This is a genomic window from Candidatus Clostridium stratigraminis (genome assembly GCF_045310675.1).
Lineage (GTDB): Bacteria > Bacillota > Clostridia > Clostridiales > Clostridiaceae > Clostridium_AT > Clostridium_AT stratigraminis.
The window spans coordinates 40,644-65,408 of record NZ_JBJHZZ010000005.1 but is presented as its reverse complement, the minus strand read 5'-3'; the positions used below and the strand labels follow the sequence as shown (position 1 = coordinate 65,408).

The window sequence follows — 24,765 nt, the reverse complement described above, 5'->3', positions numbered from 1 at the left end:
TTTTCATAAGTTTAAATGAGCATAATGATTTTGTGCATAATTCCATAGGTCAATATTATTTAAGAAGTTTTTTTGTATATAATTATAAAGCTTAATAATTTTAAAAAACCATATTAACCTTTGGACTATTCTATGCTATACTAGTAATTACATAAGCGCTAACGTATGCATATACCTATTAACAAAGGGGGATTATTGTGGCTGAAATAAAGGCTTGCCTTTTTGATTTAGATGGAGTTATTGTAGACACTGCAAAATATCATTACTTGGCTTGGAAAAGACTGGCTCAGAAATTGGGATTTGAATTTACCAAGGAAGATAATGAGAGACTTAAGGGTGTTAGCCGAATGGAATCCTTAAATATATTATTAGAAATCGGCGGCGTTTCGTTTGATGCTGCTAAAAAGGAAGAACTGGCAGAAATGAAGAATCACTGGTATGTTGAATATATATCAAAGATGGATTCCTCTGAGGTTCTACCTGGTGTAATAGATTTTATAAAAGTACTTAGAGAAAACAATATTAAGACTGCTCTAGGATCAGTAAGTAAAAACGCAATGCTTATATTAAAGAATATTGGGATACTTCAATACTTAGATGCTGTTATTGATGGAACAAAAATTACAAATGCTAAACCCCACCCAGAGGTTTTCTTAAAGGGTGCAGAGGAGCTTAAAGCAGCACCTTTTGAATGTGTAGTTTTTGAAGATGCCCAGGTGGGAATCGAAGCTGCAATAAATGCTGGAATGTACAGCATAGGAATAGGGTCTCCGAGAATTTTGAATAAAGCTGACTTTGTTATAAGTTCCTTTAAGGAAATGGATATAGAGAAGCTAAAAAAAATAACAAATGGGATTTAATTGGTAGCTTAAGCTGCCTAAATTTTATAGTTTTAATGCAAACGATTGTATTAATTTTCCTTTAATTTAACTTGCCTTTTTGTATTTAGCATTTCTGTGAAAATTTTTTAAGAGTTGAAAGGAAGATAGCTTATGAACCAGTATTTTAAGATTGATGAATGGCGTATTATAGAAGAAGGTTTTTGCCCGGAGCAAAATAAAGTTGCTGAAAGTGTATGCAGTATTGGAAATGGTCATATGGGCCAAAGGGCAAATTTTGAGGAGCATTACAGCGGCGATTCCCTGCAAGGCAGTTATATGGCAGGAGTTTATTATCCTGACAAAACAAGGGTTGGTTGGTGGAAAAACGGATATCCTGAATACTTTGCAAAAGTTCTTAATTCTACAAATTGGATAGGCATTAACATTAAAGTTAATGGTTTATCCTTAGATCTTGCAAAAGCTAAAGTATTTAATTTTAATAGAATACTCAATATGAAGGAAGGTACGCTAAAACGCTCCTTTACAGCTGAGCTTTCAAATGGAAATATAGTTAAGGTTAATTCAGAGAGATTTGTAAGTGCAGTTTATTCTGAAATAGGAGCAATTCGTTACTCCATTATTCCTGTAAATTTTAATGGTGAAATAAAAATAACTCCATATTTAGACGGGGATGTTATAAATGAGGATTCTAATTACGAAGAAAAATTTTGGAATCAAGTGGATCTTATCCCATCTGCTGATATTTCTACATTAGTTATGAAAACTAAGCTTTTGGACTTTAACATTTGCTCCTCTATGAAATTTGACATTTTTAAAGCTGGATCATTAGTTTCTGAAAATATAGAGGTAAATACAACGAAAAAATTTGTATCTAATACAGTAATTATTAATGCCCTAGAAGGCGAAGAAATTACTGTTTATAAATATACCTCTAATATAACTTCGAGAGATTATCAAAAGGAAGAGTTAGCTGCTAAAGCAGAGGAATTGCTGCTTAGAGCTTACAATGAGGGCTTTGAAGAATTACTTAAAAAGCAGAAGGAAGCTTGGGCTATTAAGTGGAATAAAAGTGATATTGTTATTGAAGGAGATCCAGAGGCTCAGCAGGGCATTAGATTTAATATTTTTCAGTTAAACCAAACCTATACTGGAGAGGATGAAAGGTTAAATATAGGCCCTAAAGGCTTTACTGGTGAGAAATACGGCGGCAGCACCTATTGGGACACTGAAGCCTACTGCCTTCCCTTTTACCTTTCAACTGCTGAGGAAAGTGTGGCAAAAAACCTTTTAATTTATAGATACAAGCATCTCGAAAAAGCTAAGGAAAATGCAAGGAAACTTGGTTTTAAAAAAGGTGCATTATATCCAATGGTAACTATGAATGGTGAAGAATGCCACAACGAGTGGGAAATAACCTTTGAAGAAATTCACAGGAACGGTGCCATTGCCTATGCTATATTTAATTACGTAAATTATACTGGAGACAAGGCTTATTTAGGTAAATATGGTTTAGAAGTTTTAGCAGAAATTAGCCGCTTTTGGGAAGAAAGGGTTCATTTCGCACATAGAAAAGGCAAGTATATAATTCATGGAGTTACCGGCCCTAATGAATATGAAAACAACGTTAATAACAACTGGTACACAAACAGAATTGCCTCATGGACCTTGGAATATACCTTAAAGGTAATAGCTTATCTTAAAGATAATGAACCAGAAAATTATGAGACCTTAAAGCTTAAGCTTCAGCTAAAAGATGAGGAAACAGCTAAATGGCAGAGTATTATTGATAACATGTACTACCCTGTAGATGAAGAATTAGGAATCTTTCTTCAGCAGGATAGCTATTTAGATAAAGAGCAAATTTTAGTTTCTGAACTTCCAGAGGAAGATAGACCAATAAATCAGAAATGGTCTTGGGATAGAATACTTCGTTCCTGCTTTATAAAGCAGGCTGATGTTCTTCAAGGCCTATATTTCTTAGAGAATGAGTATAATGAGGACACTATAAGAAGAAACTTTAATTTCTATGAACCTAGAACAGTTCATGAGTCTTCACTATCTCCCTGCGTTCATTCAATACTAGCTTCAAAGCTTGGTATGAAGGAAAAGGCTTATGAAATGTATTTGAGAACCTCCAGGCTTGATTTAGATAACTATAACAATGACACAGAGGATGGCTGTCATATAACCAGCATGGCAGGTACCTGGCTTTCAGTAATTCATGGCTTTGCAGGTATGAGAGTTAAGGATGGACGTCTAACCTTTAAACCCTTTATTCCTGGTCATTGGAAGTCCTTCTCCTTTAAGATTATGTTTAGAGGATCATTGTATGATGTTAAGGTGGAAGACGGAAGTTATAAGTGTACAGCACAGTAAGCTTGTGATACCAAGGCAAAGGTACGTTTCTTATGGCACTTTTTTGTGCCGCAAGAAACGTACCTTTGCCACACTATCTTTCTACTAATCCAAACTTTTGCCAAGCTTCAATGTAGTCTAAGAGAAATAGCTCATCTTCTACAACTTTACCTACAACATTGGTCTTACCTGAATTCTCCATATCATTAAGAGCAATTTGAAGTTCTCCTGCATATTGTCCATAAAGTGAGGTGTCTATTAAAATATCTCCCCTCTTAATATTAGGAGTATTAAATGGTTCGAACTCATGATTCTTATATTTAATTCTGCTTTGAGTAGATCTTATTAAATAAGCAGAAGCATCACCTCTATTAAAGTGAAGTTCTTCAAGTACAATTTTCTTTTCTATTTCAGGAATGTTGGGTACAATTTCTATATCAAAGGTGATTTTTTCTTTATTTATTTTACTTAAAGCCTTTAGTTCTTTTTCAGAGGCAAAGGCATTGGCTATAATTACATCATCTATTAATCCAGTTGCAAATAAGTGTTTAGCTTGGGCTGTTACAGGCAGATTTCTATGCATTTCCAAGGTACACAGTCCTTCCCTTACTGGCCAAGGTCCGAAGGTTGCAGCATTGGAGGATATAAAGGCTGCTGTTCGTATTCCAAATTGCTTGAATTGCTTGGAACAATATATAAAGTGTTCATAACTTAATCCTGTATATCTATGAGGATAAAAGTTATGGCAGCCTAAAAGTTTTTCAGAATTAGGCTTAAAACTTATAATGTTTTCTAAATACTTAGTACCGCCGCTCATATTTATTTCTATATTAAGTCCATATTGATTAAAGGTCATAAGTGACTCTTCAAGGCCGCTATAACCTAAATCCAGTCTTATGCCATATGCACCAAGATCATCAAAAAAGCTTAAGTCATCATAGCTTATGTCAAGATCCTTAAATACTTTGGGACTAACATCAGCTATAACCTGCATTCCGAGAATATTAGCCTCTTTAATTACCTCCTTAAATTCAGCTACTACTTTGTCCTTCTCTCCCTCTACAGATAAGAGACAGGTGAACACCCTTCTAAAGCCATATTTATGTGCAAGTCTTAAATATGCCAAATTATCTTCCATGGAAGCGTGATTTGGATAAACTGAAATTCCTAATTGTCTCATTTATAACCCCCCTTTTATTTCTCTTTCTACAGGATGCATCTTAACATAACCATTGCATCCACTAGAATACTTATTACTTCTTGATATTTCATTGGTTTTCTATCAATCTAATTTTCTAATAGCTTTTTAGCCAAATAGAATGCACCTTTGGCAGGAGAAACTTCTTCATCTACAATAGAGAAGCTTCCTATACGTTCCCTTAAGGCCTCTTCAAAGGAATTTCTTACAAGCTTTACTTTTGTTAAAATACTGCCTTTTATTCCAATTGCAACTTCATTTTTAAAGCTTAATTTCTTATATAAGTTATAAGTCATTTCCGCTAGGTCTTTTCCAGCCTTTATTAAAATTTCCTCGGCAATTTCATCTCCCTCTTCCGCCTGTTTTACAACGATAGGTACAAAGCTTGCAATATCTCCTTTACCAGAAGAATAAATAAAGTCTATAATATTCTCTGGCTTTTCTATAGAAAGCTTTTCCATAATGGCTTTTGAAAGTGGACTAGCCGGTAAATTATGTTCTTTCTCGAAAATCATATTTTTAAAGGCATTAATAGCTATGTGATAGCCACTGCCCTCGTCACCAAGAAGGTGTCCCCATCCCCCAGACCTTTCTGTCCTTCCATTATACAGCCCATAGCTTATGGAGCCTGTACCAGAAATAGTGAGAATCCCATCTTCGCCCTTTAACAGTGATGCAAGAGCTATTTCTGCATCATTAACAGCTTTAACTGGTAGATTAAAATCACCATTTAGTGTTTTTTCAAGTTTTGATCTTACACTTTCAGCTTCTATACCTGCAAGTCCAAGGTAGATAAATACACAACTAGCATCATAATGACCTTCTTCAACACCTTTAATGCAGTTTTTCATTGAAAGCTCTATGTTTTCTATGGCCTTATCAAAGCCAAGTAAGGCATTTCCAAAACCGCCGTAACCCCTTCCAACTTCTTCACCTTCTAGGTTGTAAGCAATGGATTCAGTTTTGGTTCCACCTCCATCAACACCTATAATATATCTCATTATTATCACCTTCCTTATAAATTAATATTTCTATAACTTAATTTAAGTTTCCTCCTTTGTTAAGAGTTTTTACATAATTTTATAGAGCAACTTTCGTGCCAACCTTCCTAAATGCTGATATATCTATGTTCAATAATAGTGTATCATGCTCTACTAAAAATAATACACTAATTTTATACAAAAGTGTGGCAAAGGGAGGTTTCTTCTGCCGTATGCATAAATAACCCTTTTAACCTAGTTGATTTTTATTTAACAATATATTATAATAAAATTAATTAATAATTACTATTACTTAATAATAAAATTATGATTTGTTTATGAGAGGTGTTTTAAAATGATGAAGGCCTTAGAGGTTAAAAAGGATATATATTGGGTAGGTTCATTAGATCCTGAGCTTAGAATTTTTGATATTGTTATGTATACTCCATATGGTTCAACTTATAATTCCTATGTAATTAAAGGCAGTGAAAAAACTGCGATATTCGAAACTGTTAAAGAGCATACCTTTCCTCAATATTTAGAAAGATTAAAGTCACTTAATGTAAATTTTGATGAGGTAGCTTATATTATAGTTCAGCATACAGAGCCAGATCATGCGGGCTCTGTTGCAAAGCTTTTAGACTATGCTAAAAATGCAAAGGTAGTTGGTTCAGCACCTGCAATTAGATTTTTAAAGCAAATTGCTAATAGAGCATTTGAGTCCATAATAGTTAGAGAAAATGACACCTTAAATCTTGGTAATAAAACCTTGAAATTTATTGAGGCGCCTTTTTTACATTGGCCGGATACCATTTATACTTATGTAGAAGAGGATAAACTGCTTTTAACCTGTGATTCCTTCGGAAGCCATTACTGCTTTGATGGAATGTTTAATGATTTAATTCCAAAGGATAAGGAAGCGGAATATCTAGAGTCCTTTAAATATTATTATGACTGTATTATGGGACCTTTTAAAGCTCATGTGTTAAAGGCTCTAGATAAAATACAAGCTTTAGACATTGATACAATTTGCACAGGACACGGCCCTATATTAAGAAATAATATTAAATATTATTTGGAAAGCTACAGAAAATGGAGCACTGAAATAGCCCCTAAAGATGGAAAGACAAGAGTAGTTATCCCATATGTTTCAGCTTACGGTTTTACTGAAGAGATAGCTAAAAAAATAGCTGATGGCATTAAGTCACAGATTAAGGATGCAATTATAGACCTTTACAATGTAATTTATAATAAGCAAGAGGAAATTTTAGATAAAATTTATGAAGCAGATGCTGTACTTTTTGGTTCTCCTACTATTAACGGTGATGCCCTTGAGCCAATAATGGAGCTTTTAATAAAAATGAACCCCTTAGTACACGGTGGCAAGGTTGCAGCTGCCTTTGGATCCTTCGGTTGGAGCGGAGAGGCTGTTCCCAACATTGAGACTAGGCTAAAGGCCCTTAGAATGAAACTAGTAACCCCTGGACTAAGGATTAATTTTAAACCGGATGAAGAAAAATTGAATAAAGCCTATATATTTGGCGAAACTATAGCTGAAAAAATAAAGGAAAATTCAAGTAAAGGAGTTAAGAAGATGAGTAAATCAAATTTAAAGCTCTGGAAATGTATCGTTTGTGGAGAAGAATACGAAAGTGAAAAGGCCCCTGAGGTATGCCCTGCTTGCGGTGCAACAGCTGACCAATTTGTAGAAGTAAAAAGAGAAGAAGTGGAATTTAAGCAAGGCAAAAAAGAAAAATATGTAATAATCGGCAACGGTATTGCTGGTTATTATGCAGCTGACTCAATTAGAAAGAGAAATAGTGAGGCTGTAATTCAATTAATAAGCAGCGAAAAGGTACTGACCTATTATAGACCTCAGCTTTCTGATTATTTGACTACAGATATTTCAGATAAGCGCTTCTTCGTATCTCCTAAGGAATGGTACGAAAAAAATAATATAGAGGTTCTGCTTGATAATAAAGTAGAAACTATTGATAAAGAAAACAAAGTCCTAATACTAGATAATAAAGAAAACATATCTTATGATAAGTTGATTTTAGCTACTGGTGCTAGAAATTTTATCCCACCTATTAAGGGTTATGATAAGCAAGGTATTTATTCGATAAGAGATTTGCAAGATGCTAAGAAGGTTAAGGAAGAAATTAAAGCAAGGAAAAATGCCATAGTTGTGGGAGGCGGCTTACTCGGACTTGAAGCAGCCTCAGAAATGAAAGAAGCAGGATTAAATGTAACAGTGGTAGAATTAGCACCAAGGCTTTTAAATATTCAATTAGATGAAAAAGCCTCAAAGCTACTTGAGAAATCAGTTAAGGATGCTGGTGTCCATGTCTTGACTAACGAAGCTGCAGAGGAGATTCTAGGTGATTCTAGAGTATCCGGCTTAAAATTAAAAAGCGAAAAGGTACTTCCAGCCGACTTAATTATCTTTTCTGTAGGTATAAGATCTAATATAGGTTTAGCTCAAGATGCTGGTATTGCAGTTAATAGAGGGATAATAGTTAATGAAAAAATGGAAACAAATGTTAAAGATATTTATGCCTGCGGTGACTGTGCAGAGCTAAATGGCAAAGTATACGGCACTTGGCCTTCTGCTTCAGAAATGGGTAAAACAGCTGGTGCGAATGCTGTTGGAGAGGAAACCCTTCTTAAATCCTTTGCAAATTCTGTAATTTTCAATGCCATGAATACTCAAATATTTTCTGTAGGTGAAGTTAAACCTAATGGAGAAAGCACCGAGGTCATAGAACACGAAGATGCTGAAAAGAGAATTTACAAAAAGCTATTCTTCAAACATGGTGTTATAGTTGGTGGAATTTTAATGAATGATACAAGCAAGTCCGTGAGACTTATGAAGGCTATTCAGGCTAGAAAGAGCATGAGTGAGGTTTTAAAGGCAGAAATTTAAGGCATGCGGCACGGACTGCTGCATTAACTAAGACAATATGTCATAAGAAAAGCTTGCTGTATTGGAAAAAACAATAGAAATGTAAAATACTAAAAAAAGAATAGAATTTATCATTCTATTCTTTTCTAGTGTTACTTTCAAAAAACTTAAAAAGCACAAAAATCAATTCGCAAATAAGCTTCCAAATTATTATGATTACTACAAAATATATTATACCTCCAATAAATCCCTTAAAAGAGTCAAACCAAGTAATACCATACATATTAAAATTACTTGGATCTATATTTACATTTCCCATTCCAACTTTATTAACAATACTTTGTAACTTAATTGCCTTTCCAAATTGAAAAGCTTTAAATAATATAATAGGAAAACCCATATAATACAAAAAGTGTACTATACTAAATACATCATTCTCCCCAAGTCTAAAAAATTCTTTTGATTTAAGAAATCCCATCCCATACATCCCCTTTAATTAAATTATGGAAATGAAGTCTATTCTCTTAAGCAATATTTACTTAATTATACAAGAGTTTGAAATATATTTCAAATATTTAACATCATTACCTAATTTGGCATGAATTCATTTCTCTAATACAACCTAAAAAAATTACTACCGGAACAACCCAGTAGTAATTTACAAATAAATTTAATATTTAGGTATATCTATCTTGTATTTAAATCAGAAAATGTGGCAGAAGAAATAAAATATCCCCCTGCCACATCTATCTTAATTAGTTACGCTAGTTAAAGAACTAAGTACGTTAACATTCACGGCACCAGTTTGTCCAAATATTGTTGCGTTTATACTGTTTGCATTGCTGCCAGCATATTTTATATAATTTTGAGCTTCTGTTACCTTACTTGGGTCTACCAAAACTATTGGCGCCCCATTAAGAGCAGCATATACACTACCAGAAAGTGCATCAGCAAATTGTAGACCTGTAGCAATACCTATCTTATTTGGAGTATCAAATAAGGTACTGTTAATAACTCTGCTTGTTGCATACCTGTCACTTCCCCAAAGTCTTATAACTTTGTCATCACCATAGCCTAAAAGAGTTTTTATTCTGTTTAAAACAGCGTCCGTAACTACACCATTACCACCAGCAATATAAACCTTATCAGGCTTCATTGATTTAATATAACTTTCCTCATCGGCAGTTAAACTATCCTTATTAGATAAAAGTACAGGCCATCCGTTTAATGCTGCTACAGGAGATATACTTAAAGCATCAGGGAAGTTATTGGCAGTTGCTATAACAAGTCCTGTTGAATTTACTGCATTTAATGCTTTTAATTGATTTACTATCTGATTGTTAGTATCAAATCTAGTTGAACCACCTAATCTTATAGAATTATAGCCCATTTTAGTCAACGTATCATAAAACTCTTTGCTTATAACTCCTTCTCCACCTAATAAGTAAACCTTACCTCCTGGATTTAAATGACTTTTAATATAATTTAAAGCTTGTAAACTTTCTGTTGAAGTAGATTTTGTCCCCACTAAAAGGATTGGGGCTGATACAGCTTTTGCAAGCACTGAGCCTGATAATGCATCTGGAAAAGTACTACCTGTTGCTAATACAACATTGTCTATTTTGTTACTATACATATTATTAGCAATTTGTACTGAGGTTTCATATCTATTTAGTCCACCTATTCTATTAGTTGTATTTATAATTTTACCACCAGAATATGCATTTTGTAACTGAACATTATTATTCTGATTATAATAATAATTTAAAATATAATTATAATCATTATATGGTAGTCCTGCCTTTGCCATATAGTAGGATCCCCACTGGCTAAGCCCCACACCATGCCCATTACCACTTCCAGTAAAGGTGTAGCTTCCATCCGCATTAAGCTTTACCTTATATAGGGCACTGTTTAAGGAAAAAAATGTTCTAGCTGCCTCTTTTCCTAATTTTAATGGAGTAGGAGATATTTGATTTGTTGTATTATCTATATAATTTATGTTCATACCACTAATTCTGCCACTATTAAAGGTGGTAATGCTTGGTATATCTATAGAATCAAATGTACCACCATTTAATTTTTGTTTTAATAGCCTTTCAAGATCTGTTTTAGTATATGTTACTGACCATTGATTGTTTGTATCAAATCGATCTGACATATCTTTAAAGTATGGTAGACTTGCTGTCCAAACATTTTCTGATCTTTCCATATAGCCGCCATTACTTGCTGAGAAAAGTGCGTCAATAGCCGATCCATTTATTGCAGAACCGATAGTTGGACCATTATAGATTAATACTTTACCCGAAGTGGCATCTACTGCAGTATTGGAATTTTTAAAACCATCAGAATAACCATTATATACTTGGCAATTTGTATCATCAGTTAAATCGTATCCGCTTTTCGAGTACTTTCCTGCATTTCCAATTGCATAGGTTCTAGCAGCAACTGACTGGGCCTTAAGTGACTCTACAGGCCAACTATTTGGTTCCTCATAAGGAACTACTCCTTTTAAATAGTCTTCTATTTTTAAATTGTTTATTAAAGAAAAGCTTGTCCCATTATTTTTAAAAGTCATACTTCCCGCATATTGAAAAGGATTTAGATCTTCTGTCTTCTTTTTAAATTGAATAAAGGTATTTGTATTTAATGGCTTTATTGTTATATCACTATTTGCTGAATAAAATAAAACCCCATTTTTATATAAATTTAATGTAGAATTTGTTGATAAACAGATATTATACCTATTACTCCCACTATTTCCACTTATAATTACACCTTGTCCATCAATTATGTAATCACCAGTTAGTGTAAAATCCAAGGTCTTAATACTACCCACAGAAGTTAAACCCACAGAAATTCCCTTCATGTAAGTATCAGAAATTGATGCAGCTTGTCCAATAATTGGACTGCTAATTAATACTGCTGCAATAGTAGAAAGTGCTATTAACTTATTAAATCTTTTACTAAACATTAATCATCCTCCTTAGATTGTAGAGTTTTTATCTGAAAACCCATTAATATTTATTATACCATAGTAGGTAATGGTTTAAAGTAAAATCATAAAAATCTACAAAAAGTACTTTACCTGTCGTAGTAATTATGTTATACTTATTTTACTACGACAGATGTAGTATGACAGACGTAGTAGTCATTTAATAAGGAGTGACAGAATTGATTAGTAGTGATGTAATACGAGGATACAATGACACAATTATATTATACCTTCTCTTAGAGGGTGATTCTTACGGCTATGAGATTTCAAAAAATATACGATCAATGACAAAGGAACAGTATGTTATGAAGGAGACTACACTTTATTCAGCCTTTAATCGTCTTGAGAAGAATGGATACATTGAGTCTTACTACAGTGATGAAACCTTCGGAAAAAGGCGAACTTACTTTAAAATTACCCAAACTGGCATAGATTACTATAAAGAAAAATGCGGAGAGTGGAAAATAACTAAAGATGTTATAAATAAATTTATAAAGGAGCTTGATATCAATGGAGACCATTAAAGGTTATTTGGAAAACATGTTTAAGGCATTACCTAAAACAGAAGAAATTCTGCGCTTAAAAAATGAGCTTTTGAATAATATGGAAGAAAAATACTATGAATTAAAAGATGAAGGAAAAACAGAAAATGAGGCAATTGGAATTGTTATTTCAGAGTTTGGAAATATTGATGAATTATTAAATGAAATGGGAATAAACATCACTAAGGCGGAAGAGACACTTACAACCATTGGCCTAGAAGAAGCCCGTGAGTTTATATTTTTAAAGCAAAAAACTTCAAACCTAATTGGCATAGGAGTGTCATTAATATTGGTTGGAGTGTCACTTCTAGTATTCTTATCACAATTAGTTGAAAACAAGCTAATATTTCAAGCTCTCCCAAATGAGGTCCAAAATACTCCTTCTGTAATTTTACTATTTCTATTTATCGTTCCAGCAGTAGGCATGTTTATTTATTCCGGAACTAAATTAGAAAAATTTAAGTATTTAGATGAAGGACAGTTTGGAATTGACTTAACTACAAAATCTATTTTAGCTAACGAGTATTCTGTAATTTCACCCAAAAAAACTATTGGAATAATTGCAGGTGTTTGCCTCTGCATCCTATCACCAGTTGTTGTAATTATTGCTTCCCTGTTTGGCAGTTATGCCACAACTTATGGTGCAAGCCTGCTTTTAATAATGATAGCAGCTGCTGTATTTATCTTCATTAGAGTTGGAAGTCTATCCGATGCCTATAAAAAGCTTTTAAAAAAAGACGAATTTAGCCCTATTCGTAAACAGGAAAATAAGGTTATCGGCGCTGTAGCTGCACTTGTATGGCCACTAGCTACCTGTGCATTTTTGGTGGCAGGTCTTGTGTTTAACCTTTGGTATATATGCTGGATTATCTTCCCAGTTACTGGCATATTATTTGGAGCCTTTAGCGCATTTTAGCACATTAAAAACGAATAAATAGAATGCATTGAAGAAAAATATAGTCGTAAAATATATACTAACTAAGATAAATAACTAGAATATATAAAATATGTTACATGAGCTGATGATTACGTCAGTTCATGTAATTTTTTTATTACTAATTTTGATAATAAAACCTTGTAGTGCATATTTATGTCTGTCAAGAGAAAAGAGGAGAAGGAGGTGAAGCTTTATGGCTCTTCAAAACACATTAGCACAATCAGCCGTTACTATAAGATATAAGAACGGCATAGATTCAACAGGAAAAGACATAATCAAAACTAAGAAATTCTCTAATGTAAAGGTAACTGCAACTGATCAAAATGTTTATGACACTGCAGCTGCTCTTGCAGGTCTTATGGAATATGAGTTAAATGACATTTTAAGAAGTAATGATTGCTTTCTTATTAATGGCTAGTTCCATAAACTAATTAACTTAAATTAATTGAAAGGAGAAAAATGATATGGCTGAAAAAACTTTAGTTATGACATTTTTAAATAGCTCAGGCTCAAAAGCAAGTATTTCTCTTCCTGGTGTAAGAGATAATGTTACAGAAGAAGAGATATCTGCTGCTATGGATGTTATAATTTCAAAGAATATATTTCAATTTTCAGGTGGAGATTTGATAACCAGGCAAACTGCTCAGATTACTGAGAAGAATGTTACCACACTTGAAGTTAGATAAGAAAAAGGGGTATTCTGTACCCCTTTTTCTTTTATGTTTTATATATTCATTAGGAAACCTAATTGTGCTATCTGCAACTATACTGTTAGGCTATTATACGAATAATTAAGTTAGGAATAAAAGTTGCTACTGCAATTCCGTAGAATAAATCAAGCCATACAACTGATCCCATGGCACCAATATAGATTAGAAATACAATCGGTGTACCTAAAATCTTTGTAAGTATAGGAGTTTCCTTGTCTTTAACCGTTTTCCAAAGACTTTGTGCATCTCCTGTGCTTGGAAAGGAATGCATTGCTATGGAAACCCCAAGCCAAATAAGAAAAAAGTCTAAAATATTGGTACCTGTAAATTTATCCCCAAAATATAATATTGGTATTGCTGCCGGAAGTGCAATTAAAGCTCCCAAAATTGTATTTATAAGAAAGGGTCCAATTCCTATCATGATTTGCTGAACTGAACTTTTTGGTCTCTCATGTATCACATATCCTGCTGGATTCCCTACCCTAACATAACATACATCAAGAACAGCAACCCTGCATAATCTGCAAAATAGCTGGTGAGCAATTTCATGAACGATAACCCCAGGAAAAGTTAAAATTGTTATTATAAATCCAGGTATAAGCATTGTTTAATTCTCCTTTTATCCTAAATTTGCTTTTGCCACTGCAAAGTACCATCAAAAATTGATTTCAGCAGGTTATCAGTATATTTATCTGTAGCATTTGAGTTCTGATAAATTTTGTAGTATTTATCTCTTTCAGTGATTAAATTATTATAATGATAAGCTAATGCAAGATTTGCGATTACAGAGGTATCTTGACTATCTATATTATATGCTGTTTTTGCATATTCAAGGCCTTTAGCATTGTTCCTGCGTTTAAGCTCAATCTTCGATAAGGTTATAAAAGCTCCTACATCTTCAGTATTATGCTTTAGAACCTTATTACAATAGGCCACACCTTCATCATACTTACCTAGTTCTCTATAGGTAGCAGCTTGAAGAAGATATCCTGCATAAAAATCAGGATAATTACTAATTACCCTAGACAAAACTTGATTTGCTTCATTAAAATTTTTCATATCAAAATATAAATTTGCAAGATAATATGCTCCATATACCTCTTTAGGATTTTTATCCACAATAGGCTTCACAATATTCACAATATCCTCAGTCTTGGAATTCTGCAGGTTTTTTATTTTATCGTATAATTCATTACTTGGGCTATAATATGTATCAAGTTTATTTGTTGTTGTATTAACCTCATCAACCAATTCTTTTTTCATTTTCTTTTCAGAAGGCGATGTACCTGCAATCTCGTCAAATACCTTATATGCATCTCCTATTCTTTCATCTTCATAATATGATACATACAGCCTTACTAATGCCTTATCGGATTCTGGATGCTCCTTTAATGCATTTTCATAATGATAAATTGCTGTTACATATTTTGAGGCTTTTTCAGCTTGAAGCCCTTTTTCATACTCAACTCCTGAGCTAATACTTTTTGGAAACTTCCATAGAGAAAAAAGTATAACTAAAATAATAAGTAGTGAAACTAGCTTTATCTGTTTTGGAATAGGTCTTCTAGAAAGCTTGTCCCTACATTCCTTACATAACTTCAGGTTGTACCCCTCCTCAATATCCAAGCTTCCACAGTTCTTACATCCCCAAAAAGTATCCGTAGGGGCCTCATTAGCACCATCAGAAAACTCTATTGATGCCTTCTGCTCTTCCATGAAAATCTTAGTATCATCATCGTCGTGTTCCTGCTCCATACTCATTTAAATAACATCCCCTTTTCTAAATAATATGTGTCAATTTGAATGTTTAAACCTAAAAAGTATAATACTTGCCCAATAACTAAACTGTAAATCACACTATTTAGAAACTAATGTGTTTAATTAGATGTTGAACCCATAAATGAGCATAGATGTGGTTAAGGAAGGCATGAAAAAAATCCTACTTAGGAAACCCGGCTGTCATAGAATATTCCTTAGACCCGCAGCTTTGCGTCTTTACCTTTCGATAAATTTGCTATTATCTATGGACTTTATGTAAAATTAATGAATTTTTTGTAATAATTTAGGCTTATATTTAACATATTACCATATATAACTTGTAAAATAAATACTATTTAAACAGGTTAAGTAGTAGGAAACTTTATTTCTTTTGCTATTTTGCCCCATAGAAAAAATTATTAATTGTTAACATTTCAAACTCTATTCACTATTGAAAAAATTCTGATAAAATAATATACTATTATAAACCTATTTCAATTATTATTTATTCAATCCAACAGGGGGCAAACAATTAACATTGTTTGGGCAAAAGTTTGAGGGTAATCTAGTTCATAGAAATGGACTCCTTAAGATTACCTTAGTCAGAATAAGAAATACGGGAGGGATATTATGAATTTAGAATTTTATGGTGCAGCTGGCTGTGTTACAGGTTCTTGTCATATTTTAAATGTAATGGATAAGAAAATACTATTAGACTGCGGTATGTATCAAGGTAAAGATGAGAAGGATAGGGGCGGAAATGAATTCTTTAACTTTAATCCCAAAGACATAGATTATGTTATCTTGTCTCATGCTCATATTGATCACAGCGGCAGAATTCCACTTTTATATAAGCAGGGGTTTAAAGGTCAGATTTTATGTACTGAGGTTACAAAAGATCTTTGCAGCGTTATGCTTCCTGATTCAGGGCACATTCAAGAAATGGAAATCGAATGGAAAAACAGAAAGAGAATGAGACAAGGACTAAAACCTCTTGAGCCTTTATATACCGCTAAATTAGCTGAACTATCCATGTATTTATTCTACGGCCATTCTTATGATGAGTGGATAGAGGTATTTGATGGTTTTAAGATTCGTTTTAGAGATGCCGGACATTTGCTGGGATCTGCAATGATTGAAATTAGAATTAAAGAAGATAATAAAGATGAAGTAAAATTAGTTTACAGTGGTGATATAGGAAATAAGAATATTCCTATTATAAAAGATCCTACCCTAATTGAAGAAGCGGATTATATCATTATGGAAACTACTTATGGAGACAGGCTTCATGATAATATTAATTCTGAGTTCGAGCAGCTTGTACAGATAATAAATGATACTTTTAAAAGAGGCGGAAATGTTATTATACCTTCCTTTGCAGTTGGAAGAGCTCAAGAAGTTATTTATGCATTAAATAGATACATTGAAAGAAAGCTTTTGAAAAATTTAACTGTATATGTGGATAGTCCTTTAGCATCTGAATCTACAAAAATCTTTAAAAAGTATAGTGACTATTATGATGAGGAGGCTAGTAAAATTGTTAGAGAAGGTATTGATCCATTAGACTTTGATGGATTAACCTTTACAAAGTCTCCTGATGAATCCGCCGCCATTAATAAAATTCAAAGCGGTGCTATAGTTATTTCTGCAAGCGGTATGTGTGAAGCCGGACGTATAAAGCACCACTTGAAGCATAACTTATGGAGAAAGGAATGTTCTATAGTATTCGTAGGGTATCAGGCTGTTGGGACACTTGGAAGGACAATTCTTGATGGTGCTAAAACAGTAAAATTATTTGGTGAAGAAGTTGCAGTTAATGCACAAATTCATGTGCTTCATGGCTTATCTGGTCACGCTGATAGAAATGGACTTTTAGAGTGGGCACAAGGCTTTAAAAATAAGCCTAAGGAAATTCTGCTTGTTCATGGAGACAGAGAAGCCCAGGTAAGTTTTATGGAGTTATTAAAATCAAAGGGAATTAAGACAAGAATAATGGGGCTTGGCGATAAATATTATCTTGAAGAAGGTCTTGTTAAAAACAAGGAAATTATTGCTTCACCTTCAAGTATTAAAGATAGAATACTTACGCTTTTGGATTCCATTGACGATATAGATTACATGGATAAGGATGCCTTATCTAAGGAGCTAAATAAGATAATTAACGGATAACAAAATCAAGGGACGATTTTCCTGCTATAACTTAGCATAAATATCGTCCCTCTTTTCCTGTATTTGTAAGGCTTTTCCATATGGCAGAGGGGCGTTTCTAGTGCCACACTTATTAGGCCCTAAAAGTGTCCCCCTACTGCATATACCTTTGCTAGCTTTCTTAATTTCTTTTCAAAATCTTTAGAAGATAAGGGTTTACTGTATAGAAAGCCCTGTACCTTATCACATTCATGATGCTTAAGAAAGCTTAACTGATTAACACTTTCTACCCCTTCTGCAACCACTTCAAGGCCCATATTATGGGCAAGCTCGATAACTGCCTTGGTTATTATTTCATCCTTTGCGTCAATATTAATATTACCCACAAATGACTTGTCTATTTTTAATGCATCTATAGGCAACTTTTTTAGATAATTTAAAGAAGAATAGCCGGTTCCAAAATCATCTAATGAAACATGTATATTCATTTCTCTAATTTTATTTAAAACATAAATTGAAAAATCAAGGTCCTTCATTATTATGCTTTCTGTAATTTCAATTTCTAAATAGGTAGGATCCAGCTTAGTATCTTCCAGTACTGCCTTAATTGTCTCTAATAAGTCTTCCTGTTCAAATTGCTTAGCGGAAAGATTTACTGCTACTCTTAATGGAGGATACCCCATGCTCTGCCATTCTTTATTTTGTCTGCAGGCTTCATATAGTACTTTATTCCCAATTGGTATAATAAGTCCTGAAGCTTCTGCAATATTAATAAATTTGTCCGGATATATCATACCCTTTTCCGGATGAATCCAACGTATTAGAGCTTCAATGCTATCTACTTCATTAGTTTTTAAATCTATCTTAGGCTGATAATAAATTTCAAAAGCATTATTTTCTATAGCATTCCTTAGTCCTGCTTCCATCTCAACTCTTTCTTTAGTTCTTTCACTCAATTCCTTTGTAAAAAAGCAGTATCTGTTTTTACCTAGTTCTTTAGCATAATAGGTAGCTGTATCAGCATTTTCTATAAAATCGTCAAAATTATTTCCATGTTCATTATATATAGCTATTCCAATACTGGCGGTTATATAAAGTTCTTTTGCTGCTATTAAGATAGGATGACTAATAACGCTCATTATTTTTTCTGTAAAAGCCTTAACTTCTTCTATATCTCCATTATAGGTATAAATAATTGCAAATTCGTCTTCTCCAATTCGAGCAAGGTCCTTTGAATCCTTCATTATGAATTTAAGCCTTGCAGCTATTGCTTTAAGAAACTTGTTTCCAGCAGAATGCCCTAATGTATCGTTTATGTTTTTAAAATTATCTAAATCAATATATAATAATGCAAGTTTTTTCCCATTTCGTTTTAAATTTAAAATCTCAATTGAAGCTTTATTACTTAATGAATTACGACTTTGAAGTCCCGTTAATTCATCTCTTTTTTGTAAAGTTATATTCATGCCTAAACCAACTATAAATTCAGGACTTCCATAGGTATCATACATTAGATGGTTTGACCAAAGTATATCTATATAGCTTCCTTTTTTACATAAAAACTTACTTTCCAAGTCTGAGTCAAAAAGAGGTTCATTATTTAATAGCTTATGGAAAACCTTAATGGTCTTAGATTCCATCCAAATATCAGTAATTGTAGTCCTCCATTTATTGCCTATAACTTCCTTTTCCTTATAGCCAGTTATTTCTTCTGCATAGCTATTAAACTTTACTAGAGTTCCATCAATCCCCCATACACATATTATGGTTTTCGCATTATTAACTAAATTAACACAAAAATTTCTTGTTTTACAGGTACTGCTATTTTTACAACTTATAACTTGGTCAAATAAAGTAGAATTCTCCATCAAATATCCCACCAATTAATATATTTTAGCTAAATAAAAGAACCTTATTTCGGCCTGTCTTTTTCGCATTATAAAGTGCTGTATCTGCTTGTTCAATCAAAACATTAGTGTCAGTTGTTGTATCAGGATAAGTTGCAATTCCAACTGAAATTGTAATTTTTATTTTCTCCCCGCTTAATAAGGTAAATAAGTTTTCTTCAACATTTTTTCGTATTTTTTCACCAATTTTAACGGCATAGTCAGATGGGCAATCCAGTAAAATTACTGAGAACTCTTCACCGCCATTTCGGGATACTATGTCAAAGCTTCTGCAGGTCGTTGTAAGAATCAAAGCTAGTTCTCTTAAAATAACATCGCCATTTGAATGACCATAAGTATCATTAACCTTTTTAAAGAAATCTATATCTATGTATAAAAGTGATAACTTTTCTCCCTTTAAGGCAGCATTTTCTGCCAAAGAATTAAAAATCGAATCAAAGCTTCTAACATTATTTAAGCCAGTTAAGAAGTCCTTAAAGGAATCTTTTTTATATTTTCTATATAATGTAGCCATGCTTTCAAAATATTCATTAAAATAGTAAACCAAGAATGATATTATTATTGTGCTTATACAATAAACAATAAGTGAATTGATTAAATTACTGCTCTTAAATAATAATATAATAAGTAATGTACTGCTTACTAAAAGGGAATATGTTACTGAAAATATCCATTTTCTCTTAGTATTAATTTTTGATGAACCAATAATGCTAAGCCCGATGCCCATTAATAAGGCAGATAAAAGCCCTATGGCAGAGGGTGTATTTATACCAAAATTTAAGAATCGAAAAAGCCCTATCATTACAGCAGCAATAAAGGTTGTAATTGTACTGCCCTTTACTGCTATCAATATTAATGGAATATTTCGAAAGTCTACAAAAATTGACTTATCTATTTCTACGGTATAAATCATAAGCAAAATGGAAAGAAGCCCACAAATTACTCCTGTAACAACCTTTACCTTTATGGAAGAATCTTTACTCAAGCTTTCTTCTCTAAATATCTGTGTGGCAATGCTGATAAATGAAATTAAAATCATTGCATTTATAAACAAGTCTTGAACCATTTTGCACCTCATTTTTCCTTTTTTCTGCTATTATTTTACCATATTCGCTAAAAAAGGAAAAGAAGAAACAAAATTAAGTTAAAAATAAAAGCGCCCTCAATTAAAGGGCACTTATTTATAAACTAAATAACTAATTTGTTAGTTACACCATATTCATATTCTTTACATAACAAAGCCCTAATATAGCCTTGATCCTTAGTGGTTGATTCAATATAAAATCCTAGTCCATAATAGAATCTAACAAGAGAAAACATTCTAGAAGCAGTATTCAGATATAAATTGGTAACACATAACTTTTCCATTTCAATATCTACAGCTTTAATTAATTGCTTACCAATACCACGACTCTGATAGGTCCCTAAAACGCCAAATCTGCTTAAATACGCAGTTTTATCAGTTTTAATTTCAACTCGAACACTGCCAACTATTAGTCCATCTGCTTCAGCGACTAAAACCAATTTATTATCAATTTCTTTTTTCAAATCCTCATGGGTTTCTTCAAGTGTCCCAACTATTTCTGCAATACCCGCTCCTTCAGCATATAGCCTAAAGGCTTCCCTTGCTACTTCCTTTAATTGAGGAATATCCTCATATTCAGCCTTTCTAACCACAAAGACCATTTTGTCCATCGATCTACCCCCAGTACTTTTTATTTATATTAATTTATATTATTAATATGTATATACATTGCTAAATTAAGAATAAGGTAAAGGAAACTTATGAAGAAGAAAAATAGCGAATCTCCACTCTTTTCACTCAGCATAAGTTTACCATAAAACAGTATATCGAATATTAATAATATGTTAAATAAAAAAGCAGCCACCACATGTGGCATTGCTTAATTTTTTCTCTGTGAATGATTATACAAGCATATGGTTAAAAATACAATAGTAAATTAACGAATTACAGTTCTAAATTATATTATATTTTTTAACATTATATCTTCATAATTAAATTTAAAAGTGATATAGATAATCTTTTTATAATGCCATTGATAGAAACTCCAGAGCAGTTGTTTCTTTAAAACCAAATAATAGATTCATGTTTTGAACAGCTTGTCCTGCTGCCCCCTTTACCAAATTATCTATAGCAGAAACTACAAGTACTCTGCCTGTTCTCTTATCTATTCTAAAGCCTATATGGCACAAATTAGAGCCTCTCACCCACCTGGTTTCAGGAAGTGTCTTTAATATTTTAACAAAGTACTCATCTTTATAAAATTCTCTATAGGTTTCTTGAAGTTCTTCCTCATCTATAGTCTTAGTTAAAAAACCATAACAAGTGGATAAAATTCCTCTATTCATTGGTACTAAATGAGGTGTAAAAGAAACCATAAGGTTTTCTCCCGCTATTTTACCTAACTCCTGTTCAATCTCCGGAGTATGTCTATGCAAAGGTGCTCCATAAGCTTTTATGGATTCATTACATTCAGGGTAAAGTGATGCAATATTTGCAGATCTTCCAGCGCCTGAAACTCCAGATTTTGCATCTATAATTATAGAATCAGTTTTTATTAATTCATGTTTTAAAAGAGGTGCTAAAGCTAGTATCGTTGCAGTTGGATAGCAGCCTGGATTTGCTATTAAATTACTCTCTTTGATTTTTTCTCTGTTTAATTCGCAAAGTCCATATACAGCTCTACGTAAAAGTGAAGGAGCTAAGTGGTTTACTCCATACCAAGTTTCATAGCTTTCCTTATCATTAAGTCTAAAATCTGCTCCTAAATCTATAACTTTTACACCAAGGCTTAATGCCTTTTCTGCAATTTCAAAGGCTTTTCCATGAGGTAGTGAAAGAAATATTACATCAACATTACCTAGACTACTTATAGCTTCATCCATATCTACATATTTTTCTTCAATAAATCCATTAAAGTTACCGTACACTTGATTTGTCTGAAAATTTGCATAATTATGCGAATTTAAAAATTTTATGTTAATCTCTGGATGATTATGCAGTATCCATGCAAGCTGCTGCCCTGCATAACCTGTAGCTCCAAATATGCCAGCGTATATCATGATTCCACCTCATTTACCCTAAGTTTTATAACAAAAATATTATGCTACAAATATTAAAAAAAATCAATAAAATTATTGAATAATTATAATTCTGGGGGTATAATTATTCCTGCATAAAAACATTAGAAGAGACTAAACAATTGATAATAGTTTAGTACAGAATAAAAAATACCAAGGGCATAAGCATTAATAATGTTTATGTGCTAAGGAATACTAGGGACGTAAGGATTAATAATCCTTACGCGCAGAATAAGGAATACCAGGGGCATAAGCATTAATAATGCTTATGTGCTAATAAGGAATACTAGGGGGTTAGTCATGAACGGTGAAGATAACTACTTAAACATTGAAACTTTTTTACAGATAAATAAGTATAAGGGTAAAACTTTCGTTATTAAATATGGCGGAAGCATTATGGATAACAAAAATGCTCAAGAGGCATTTATTGAAGATCTACAACTACTTACCAGCATTGGTGTAAAAATAGTTATTGTTCACGGCGGCGGTCCTGAAATTTCAAAGTGGCTTAACAAAACTGGTGCTGAAAATAAATTTATTAAAGGTTTAAGAGTAACTAACAGCACTACAATGGAAATTGTTGAAATGGTATTGTCTGGAAATGTAAACAAGAAGCTTTCTTCACATTTAAGCAGGAAAAATTTAAATGCAGTTGGCATTAGCGGGAAAGACTGTAATTTAATTAAGGCTAAAAAGAAATATATTTATGAAAATGGAACTAAAATAGATATTGGCTTTGTTGGCGAAGTTACCAGCGTAAATAAGGAGCTTTTAGTAAATCTTATAAATAGCAATTTAATACCTATTATTTCTCCAATTGGCAGTGATGCTGAAGGAAACAGCTACAATATCAATGCTGATTATGCAGCATCCTTTATAGGTGGTGTATTAAAGGCAGAAAAGCTTCTTATTATGACTGATATTGATGGTGTTTATACAGATATTAAAGATCCTTCAAGTTTGCTTGAAACTATAACAATAGATGAAATAAAGGAATTTACCGAAGGCGGAGTTATAACAGGTGGTATGATTCCTAAGCTGGAATGCTGCGTAGATGCATTATACAAAGGCACTAAGGGCGTTCACTTAATTGATGGTAGGAAGGCCCACAATTTATTATTAAATTTACTTACAAACAGCGGAACAAAAATAATTACTGAAAGAGAGGAATCAAAATGTCAAAAGATAGTGTAATGAACACTTATGGAAGATTTGATGTAGTTTTTGAAAAGGGATTAGGCAGCAAAATTTATGATATTAACGGTAAAGAATATGTAGATTTTGTATCTGGAGTAGCTGTAAACTGCTTAGGTCACAGCCATCCTGCAGTTGTTAACGCTATAAATGAGCAAAGTAAAAAGCTAATGCATATTTCAAATTATTATTGGAATACTGAGCATACTGCTCTTGCTGATAAATTAGTAGAAAACTCTGACCTTAGCAAAGTATTCTTTTGTAACAGCGGTACTGAGGCTGTGGAAGGTGCACTGAAGGCTTCTCGAAAATATGGCAAACTTAATGGGAGTGAAAACAAAAATATAATTCTTTACATGGAAAATTCCTTTCATGGAAGAAGTATTGGGGCTCTTTCAGTTACTGGTCAGCCAAAATATCAAATGGACTTTACCCCTTTAATGAACGGAGTTAAAGCTGTTAAGTTCAATGATATTCAGGATTTAAGAAAAAACTTTAATGAAAATGTATGCGGTATTATAATCGAGCCAATTCAAGGTGAAGGTGGAATTGTTACAGCTGAAGTTGAATTTTTACTAGAGGCAAGAAACCTTTGTGACAAATATGATGCACTATTAATTTTTGATGAGATTCAATGCGGCATGGGGAGACTTGGAAGCCTTTTTGCCTATAAAAAGTTTGGAGTAGTTCCTGACGTTATTTCCATAGCTAAGGCCCTAGGCGGTGGTTTTCCTATTGGAGCTTTTATGGTTAATGATAGAGCAGCTGCATTAAAGCCTGGAGATCATGGAAGTACCTATGGCGGTAATCCTCTTGGATGCGCTGTTTCCTTAGCTGTACTTAATGAACTTATTGATGGTGGAGTAATTGCGTCTGTTGATGAAAAAGGTGCATATTTAAAAGAAAACCTATTAAAGCTTAAAGATAAATACGGAGTCATTAATGAAGTAAAAGGTATGGGACTTTTAATCGGTATAAGCATGAAAGATCCTAAAACCTTTATGAATGCTTGCTTTGAGCATGGGCTTTTAGTTGTTACTGCAGGTTCAGACGTAGTTAGATTACTGCCTCCACTAAATGTTTCAAAGGGAGATATGGATGCCGCATTAAATATTATAGAAAAAGTAATGGCATCCATGTAAGTTTTTACTTATTAGTTACTTAATTTTTGTAGGTTACTAGCTAAGAGGTT

Annotated in this window: 20 protein-coding genes and 1 riboswitch; of the genes, 10 read left to right on the top strand and 10 right to left on the bottom strand. The window is 33.0% G+C overall.

Features of this window, described 5'->3' with window-relative positions; translation table 11 throughout:
* The first annotated feature begins 197 nt into the window (after positions 1-197).
* Both pgmB and ACJDUG_RS09565 read left to right on the top strand, forming a co-directional pair.
* A complete protein-coding gene (pgmB, locus tag ACJDUG_RS09570) occupies positions 198-860 on the top strand; it encodes a beta-phosphoglucomutase (protein ID WP_406769672.1) in 663 nt (220 codons plus the stop codon).
* 132 nt (positions 861-992) lie between these two features.
* Positions 993-3,218, top strand: a complete 2,226-nt coding sequence (locus tag ACJDUG_RS09565) for a glycoside hydrolase family 65 protein (protein ID WP_406769671.1) — start codon at positions 993-995, stop codon at positions 3,216-3,218.
* A gap of 73 nt (positions 3,219-3,291) precedes the next feature.
* Here ACJDUG_RS09565 and ACJDUG_RS09560 read toward each other — a convergent pair whose 3' ends face one another.
* Both ACJDUG_RS09560 and ACJDUG_RS09555 read right to left on the bottom strand, forming a co-directional pair.
* On the bottom strand, positions 3,292-4,377 hold the full coding sequence (locus ACJDUG_RS09560; protein ID WP_406769670.1) for a DUF871 domain-containing protein: 1,086 nt from the start codon (positions 4,375-4,377) through the stop codon (positions 3,292-3,294).
* A 107-nt stretch (positions 4,378-4,484) separates the two neighbouring features.
* Positions 4,485-5,396, bottom strand: coding sequence for an N-acetylglucosamine kinase (locus ACJDUG_RS09555; RefSeq protein ID WP_406769669.1), 912 nt, complete (start codon positions 5,394-5,396; stop codon positions 4,485-4,487).
* Between the two features lie 334 nt (positions 5,397-5,730).
* Between ACJDUG_RS09555 and ACJDUG_RS09550 the strand changes: the two genes are divergently transcribed.
* Positions 5,731-8,301 (top strand): FAD-dependent oxidoreductase, encoded by a 2,571-nt coding sequence (locus ACJDUG_RS09550; protein ID WP_406769668.1) that lies wholly within the window; start codon positions 5,731-5,733, stop codon positions 8,299-8,301.
* 115 nt (positions 8,302-8,416) lie between these two features.
* On the opposite strand, the gene ACJDUG_RS09545 is transcribed toward ACJDUG_RS09550, so the two are convergent.
* Both ACJDUG_RS09545 and ACJDUG_RS09540 read right to left on the bottom strand, forming a co-directional pair.
* Positions 8,417-8,758, bottom strand: a complete 342-nt coding sequence (locus ACJDUG_RS09545; protein ID WP_406769667.1) for a hypothetical protein — start codon at positions 8,756-8,758, stop codon at positions 8,417-8,419.
* 273 nt (positions 8,759-9,031) lie between these two features.
* Positions 9,032-11,254 carry a SpoIID/LytB domain-containing protein gene (locus ACJDUG_RS09540; RefSeq protein WP_406769666.1) on the bottom strand — a complete coding sequence of 741 codons (2,223 nt, stop codon included), beginning with the start codon at positions 11,252-11,254 and terminating at the stop codon, positions 9,032-9,034.
* 191 nt (positions 11,255-11,445) lie between these two features.
* Between ACJDUG_RS09540 and ACJDUG_RS09535 the strand changes: the two genes are divergently transcribed.
* The 4 genes from ACJDUG_RS09535 (at position 11,446) to ACJDUG_RS09520 (ending at position 13,440) form a co-directional block, all read left to right on the top strand.
* On the top strand, positions 11,446-11,799 hold the full coding sequence (locus ACJDUG_RS09535) for a PadR family transcriptional regulator (protein WP_479723034.1): 354 nt from the start codon (positions 11,446-11,448) through the stop codon (positions 11,797-11,799).
* Entirely contained in the window at positions 11,786-12,733 is a 948-nt protein-coding gene (locus tag ACJDUG_RS09530) for a permease prefix domain 1-containing protein (RefSeq protein WP_406769665.1), read from the top strand. The genes ACJDUG_RS09535 and ACJDUG_RS09530 overlap by 14 nt, the downstream gene beginning before the upstream one ends.
* 214 nt (positions 12,734-12,947) lie before the next feature.
* Positions 12,948-13,172, top strand: coding sequence for a DUF1659 domain-containing protein (locus tag ACJDUG_RS09525; protein ID WP_406765681.1), 225 nt, complete (start codon positions 12,948-12,950; stop codon positions 13,170-13,172).
* A gap of 46 nt (positions 13,173-13,218) precedes the next feature.
* Positions 13,219-13,440: a DUF2922 domain-containing protein gene (locus tag ACJDUG_RS09520; RefSeq protein WP_406769664.1), complete on the top strand. Its 222-nt coding sequence runs from the start codon at positions 13,219-13,221 to the stop codon at positions 13,438-13,440.
* Positions 13,441-13,525: 85 nt separating this feature from the next.
* Here the strand turns inward: ACJDUG_RS09520 and ACJDUG_RS09515 are convergent, their stop codons facing one another.
* Positions 13,526-14,068, bottom strand: a complete 543-nt coding sequence (locus ACJDUG_RS09515; RefSeq protein WP_406769663.1) for a DUF3267 domain-containing protein — start codon at positions 14,066-14,068, stop codon at positions 13,526-13,528.
* A gap of 20 nt (positions 14,069-14,088) precedes the next feature.
* Positions 14,089-15,225, bottom strand: a complete 1,137-nt coding sequence (locus ACJDUG_RS09510; RefSeq protein ID WP_406769662.1) for a tetratricopeptide repeat protein — start codon at positions 15,223-15,225, stop codon at positions 14,089-14,091.
* A gap of 182 nt (positions 15,226-15,407) precedes the next feature.
* Positions 15,408-15,490: riboswitch (cyclic di-GMP riboswitch) on the bottom strand.
* 362 nt (positions 15,491-15,852) lie between these two features.
* Between ACJDUG_RS09510 and ACJDUG_RS09505 the strand changes: the two genes are divergently transcribed.
* Complete coding sequence (locus ACJDUG_RS09505) at positions 15,853-17,391, top strand: MBL fold metallo-hydrolase RNA specificity domain-containing protein (protein WP_406769661.1); 1,539 nt, start codon at positions 15,853-15,855, stop codon at positions 17,389-17,391.
* Positions 17,392-17,510: 119 nt separating this feature from the next.
* Here ACJDUG_RS09505 and ACJDUG_RS09500 read toward each other — a convergent pair whose 3' ends face one another.
* The 4 genes from ACJDUG_RS09500 to argC form a co-directional block, all read right to left on the bottom strand.
* Positions 17,511-19,238, bottom strand: a complete 1,728-nt coding sequence (locus ACJDUG_RS09500; protein WP_406769660.1) for a sensor domain-containing protein — start codon at positions 19,236-19,238, stop codon at positions 17,511-17,513.
* 25 nt (positions 19,239-19,263) lie between these two features.
* The gene (locus ACJDUG_RS09495; RefSeq protein WP_406769659.1) at positions 19,264-20,343 is read right to left on the bottom strand and encodes a diguanylate cyclase; all 1,080 of its coding nucleotides are present in this window, start codon (positions 20,341-20,343) and stop codon (positions 19,264-19,266) included.
* A gap of 122 nt (positions 20,344-20,465) precedes the next feature.
* The gene (locus ACJDUG_RS09490; protein WP_406769658.1) at positions 20,466-20,972 is read right to left on the bottom strand and encodes a GNAT family N-acetyltransferase; all 507 of its coding nucleotides are present in this window, start codon (positions 20,970-20,972) and stop codon (positions 20,466-20,468) included.
* 351 nt (positions 20,973-21,323) lie between these two features.
* Entirely contained in the window at positions 21,324-22,361 is a 1,038-nt protein-coding gene (gene argC, locus ACJDUG_RS09485; protein ID WP_406769657.1) for an N-acetyl-gamma-glutamyl-phosphate reductase, read from the bottom strand.
* Positions 22,362-22,679: 318 nt separating this feature from the next.
* Between argC and argB the strand changes: the two genes are divergently transcribed.
* Both argB and ACJDUG_RS09475 read left to right on the top strand, forming a co-directional pair.
* Entirely contained in the window at positions 22,680-23,573 is an 894-nt protein-coding gene (argB, locus tag ACJDUG_RS09480) for an acetylglutamate kinase (protein ID WP_406769656.1), read from the top strand.
* Positions 23,555-24,715 (top strand): aspartate aminotransferase family protein, encoded by a 1,161-nt coding sequence (locus tag ACJDUG_RS09475; protein WP_406769655.1) that lies wholly within the window; start codon positions 23,555-23,557, stop codon positions 24,713-24,715. The genes argB and ACJDUG_RS09475 overlap by 19 nt, the downstream gene beginning before the upstream one ends.
* Positions 24,716-24,765 lie beyond the last annotated feature (50 nt).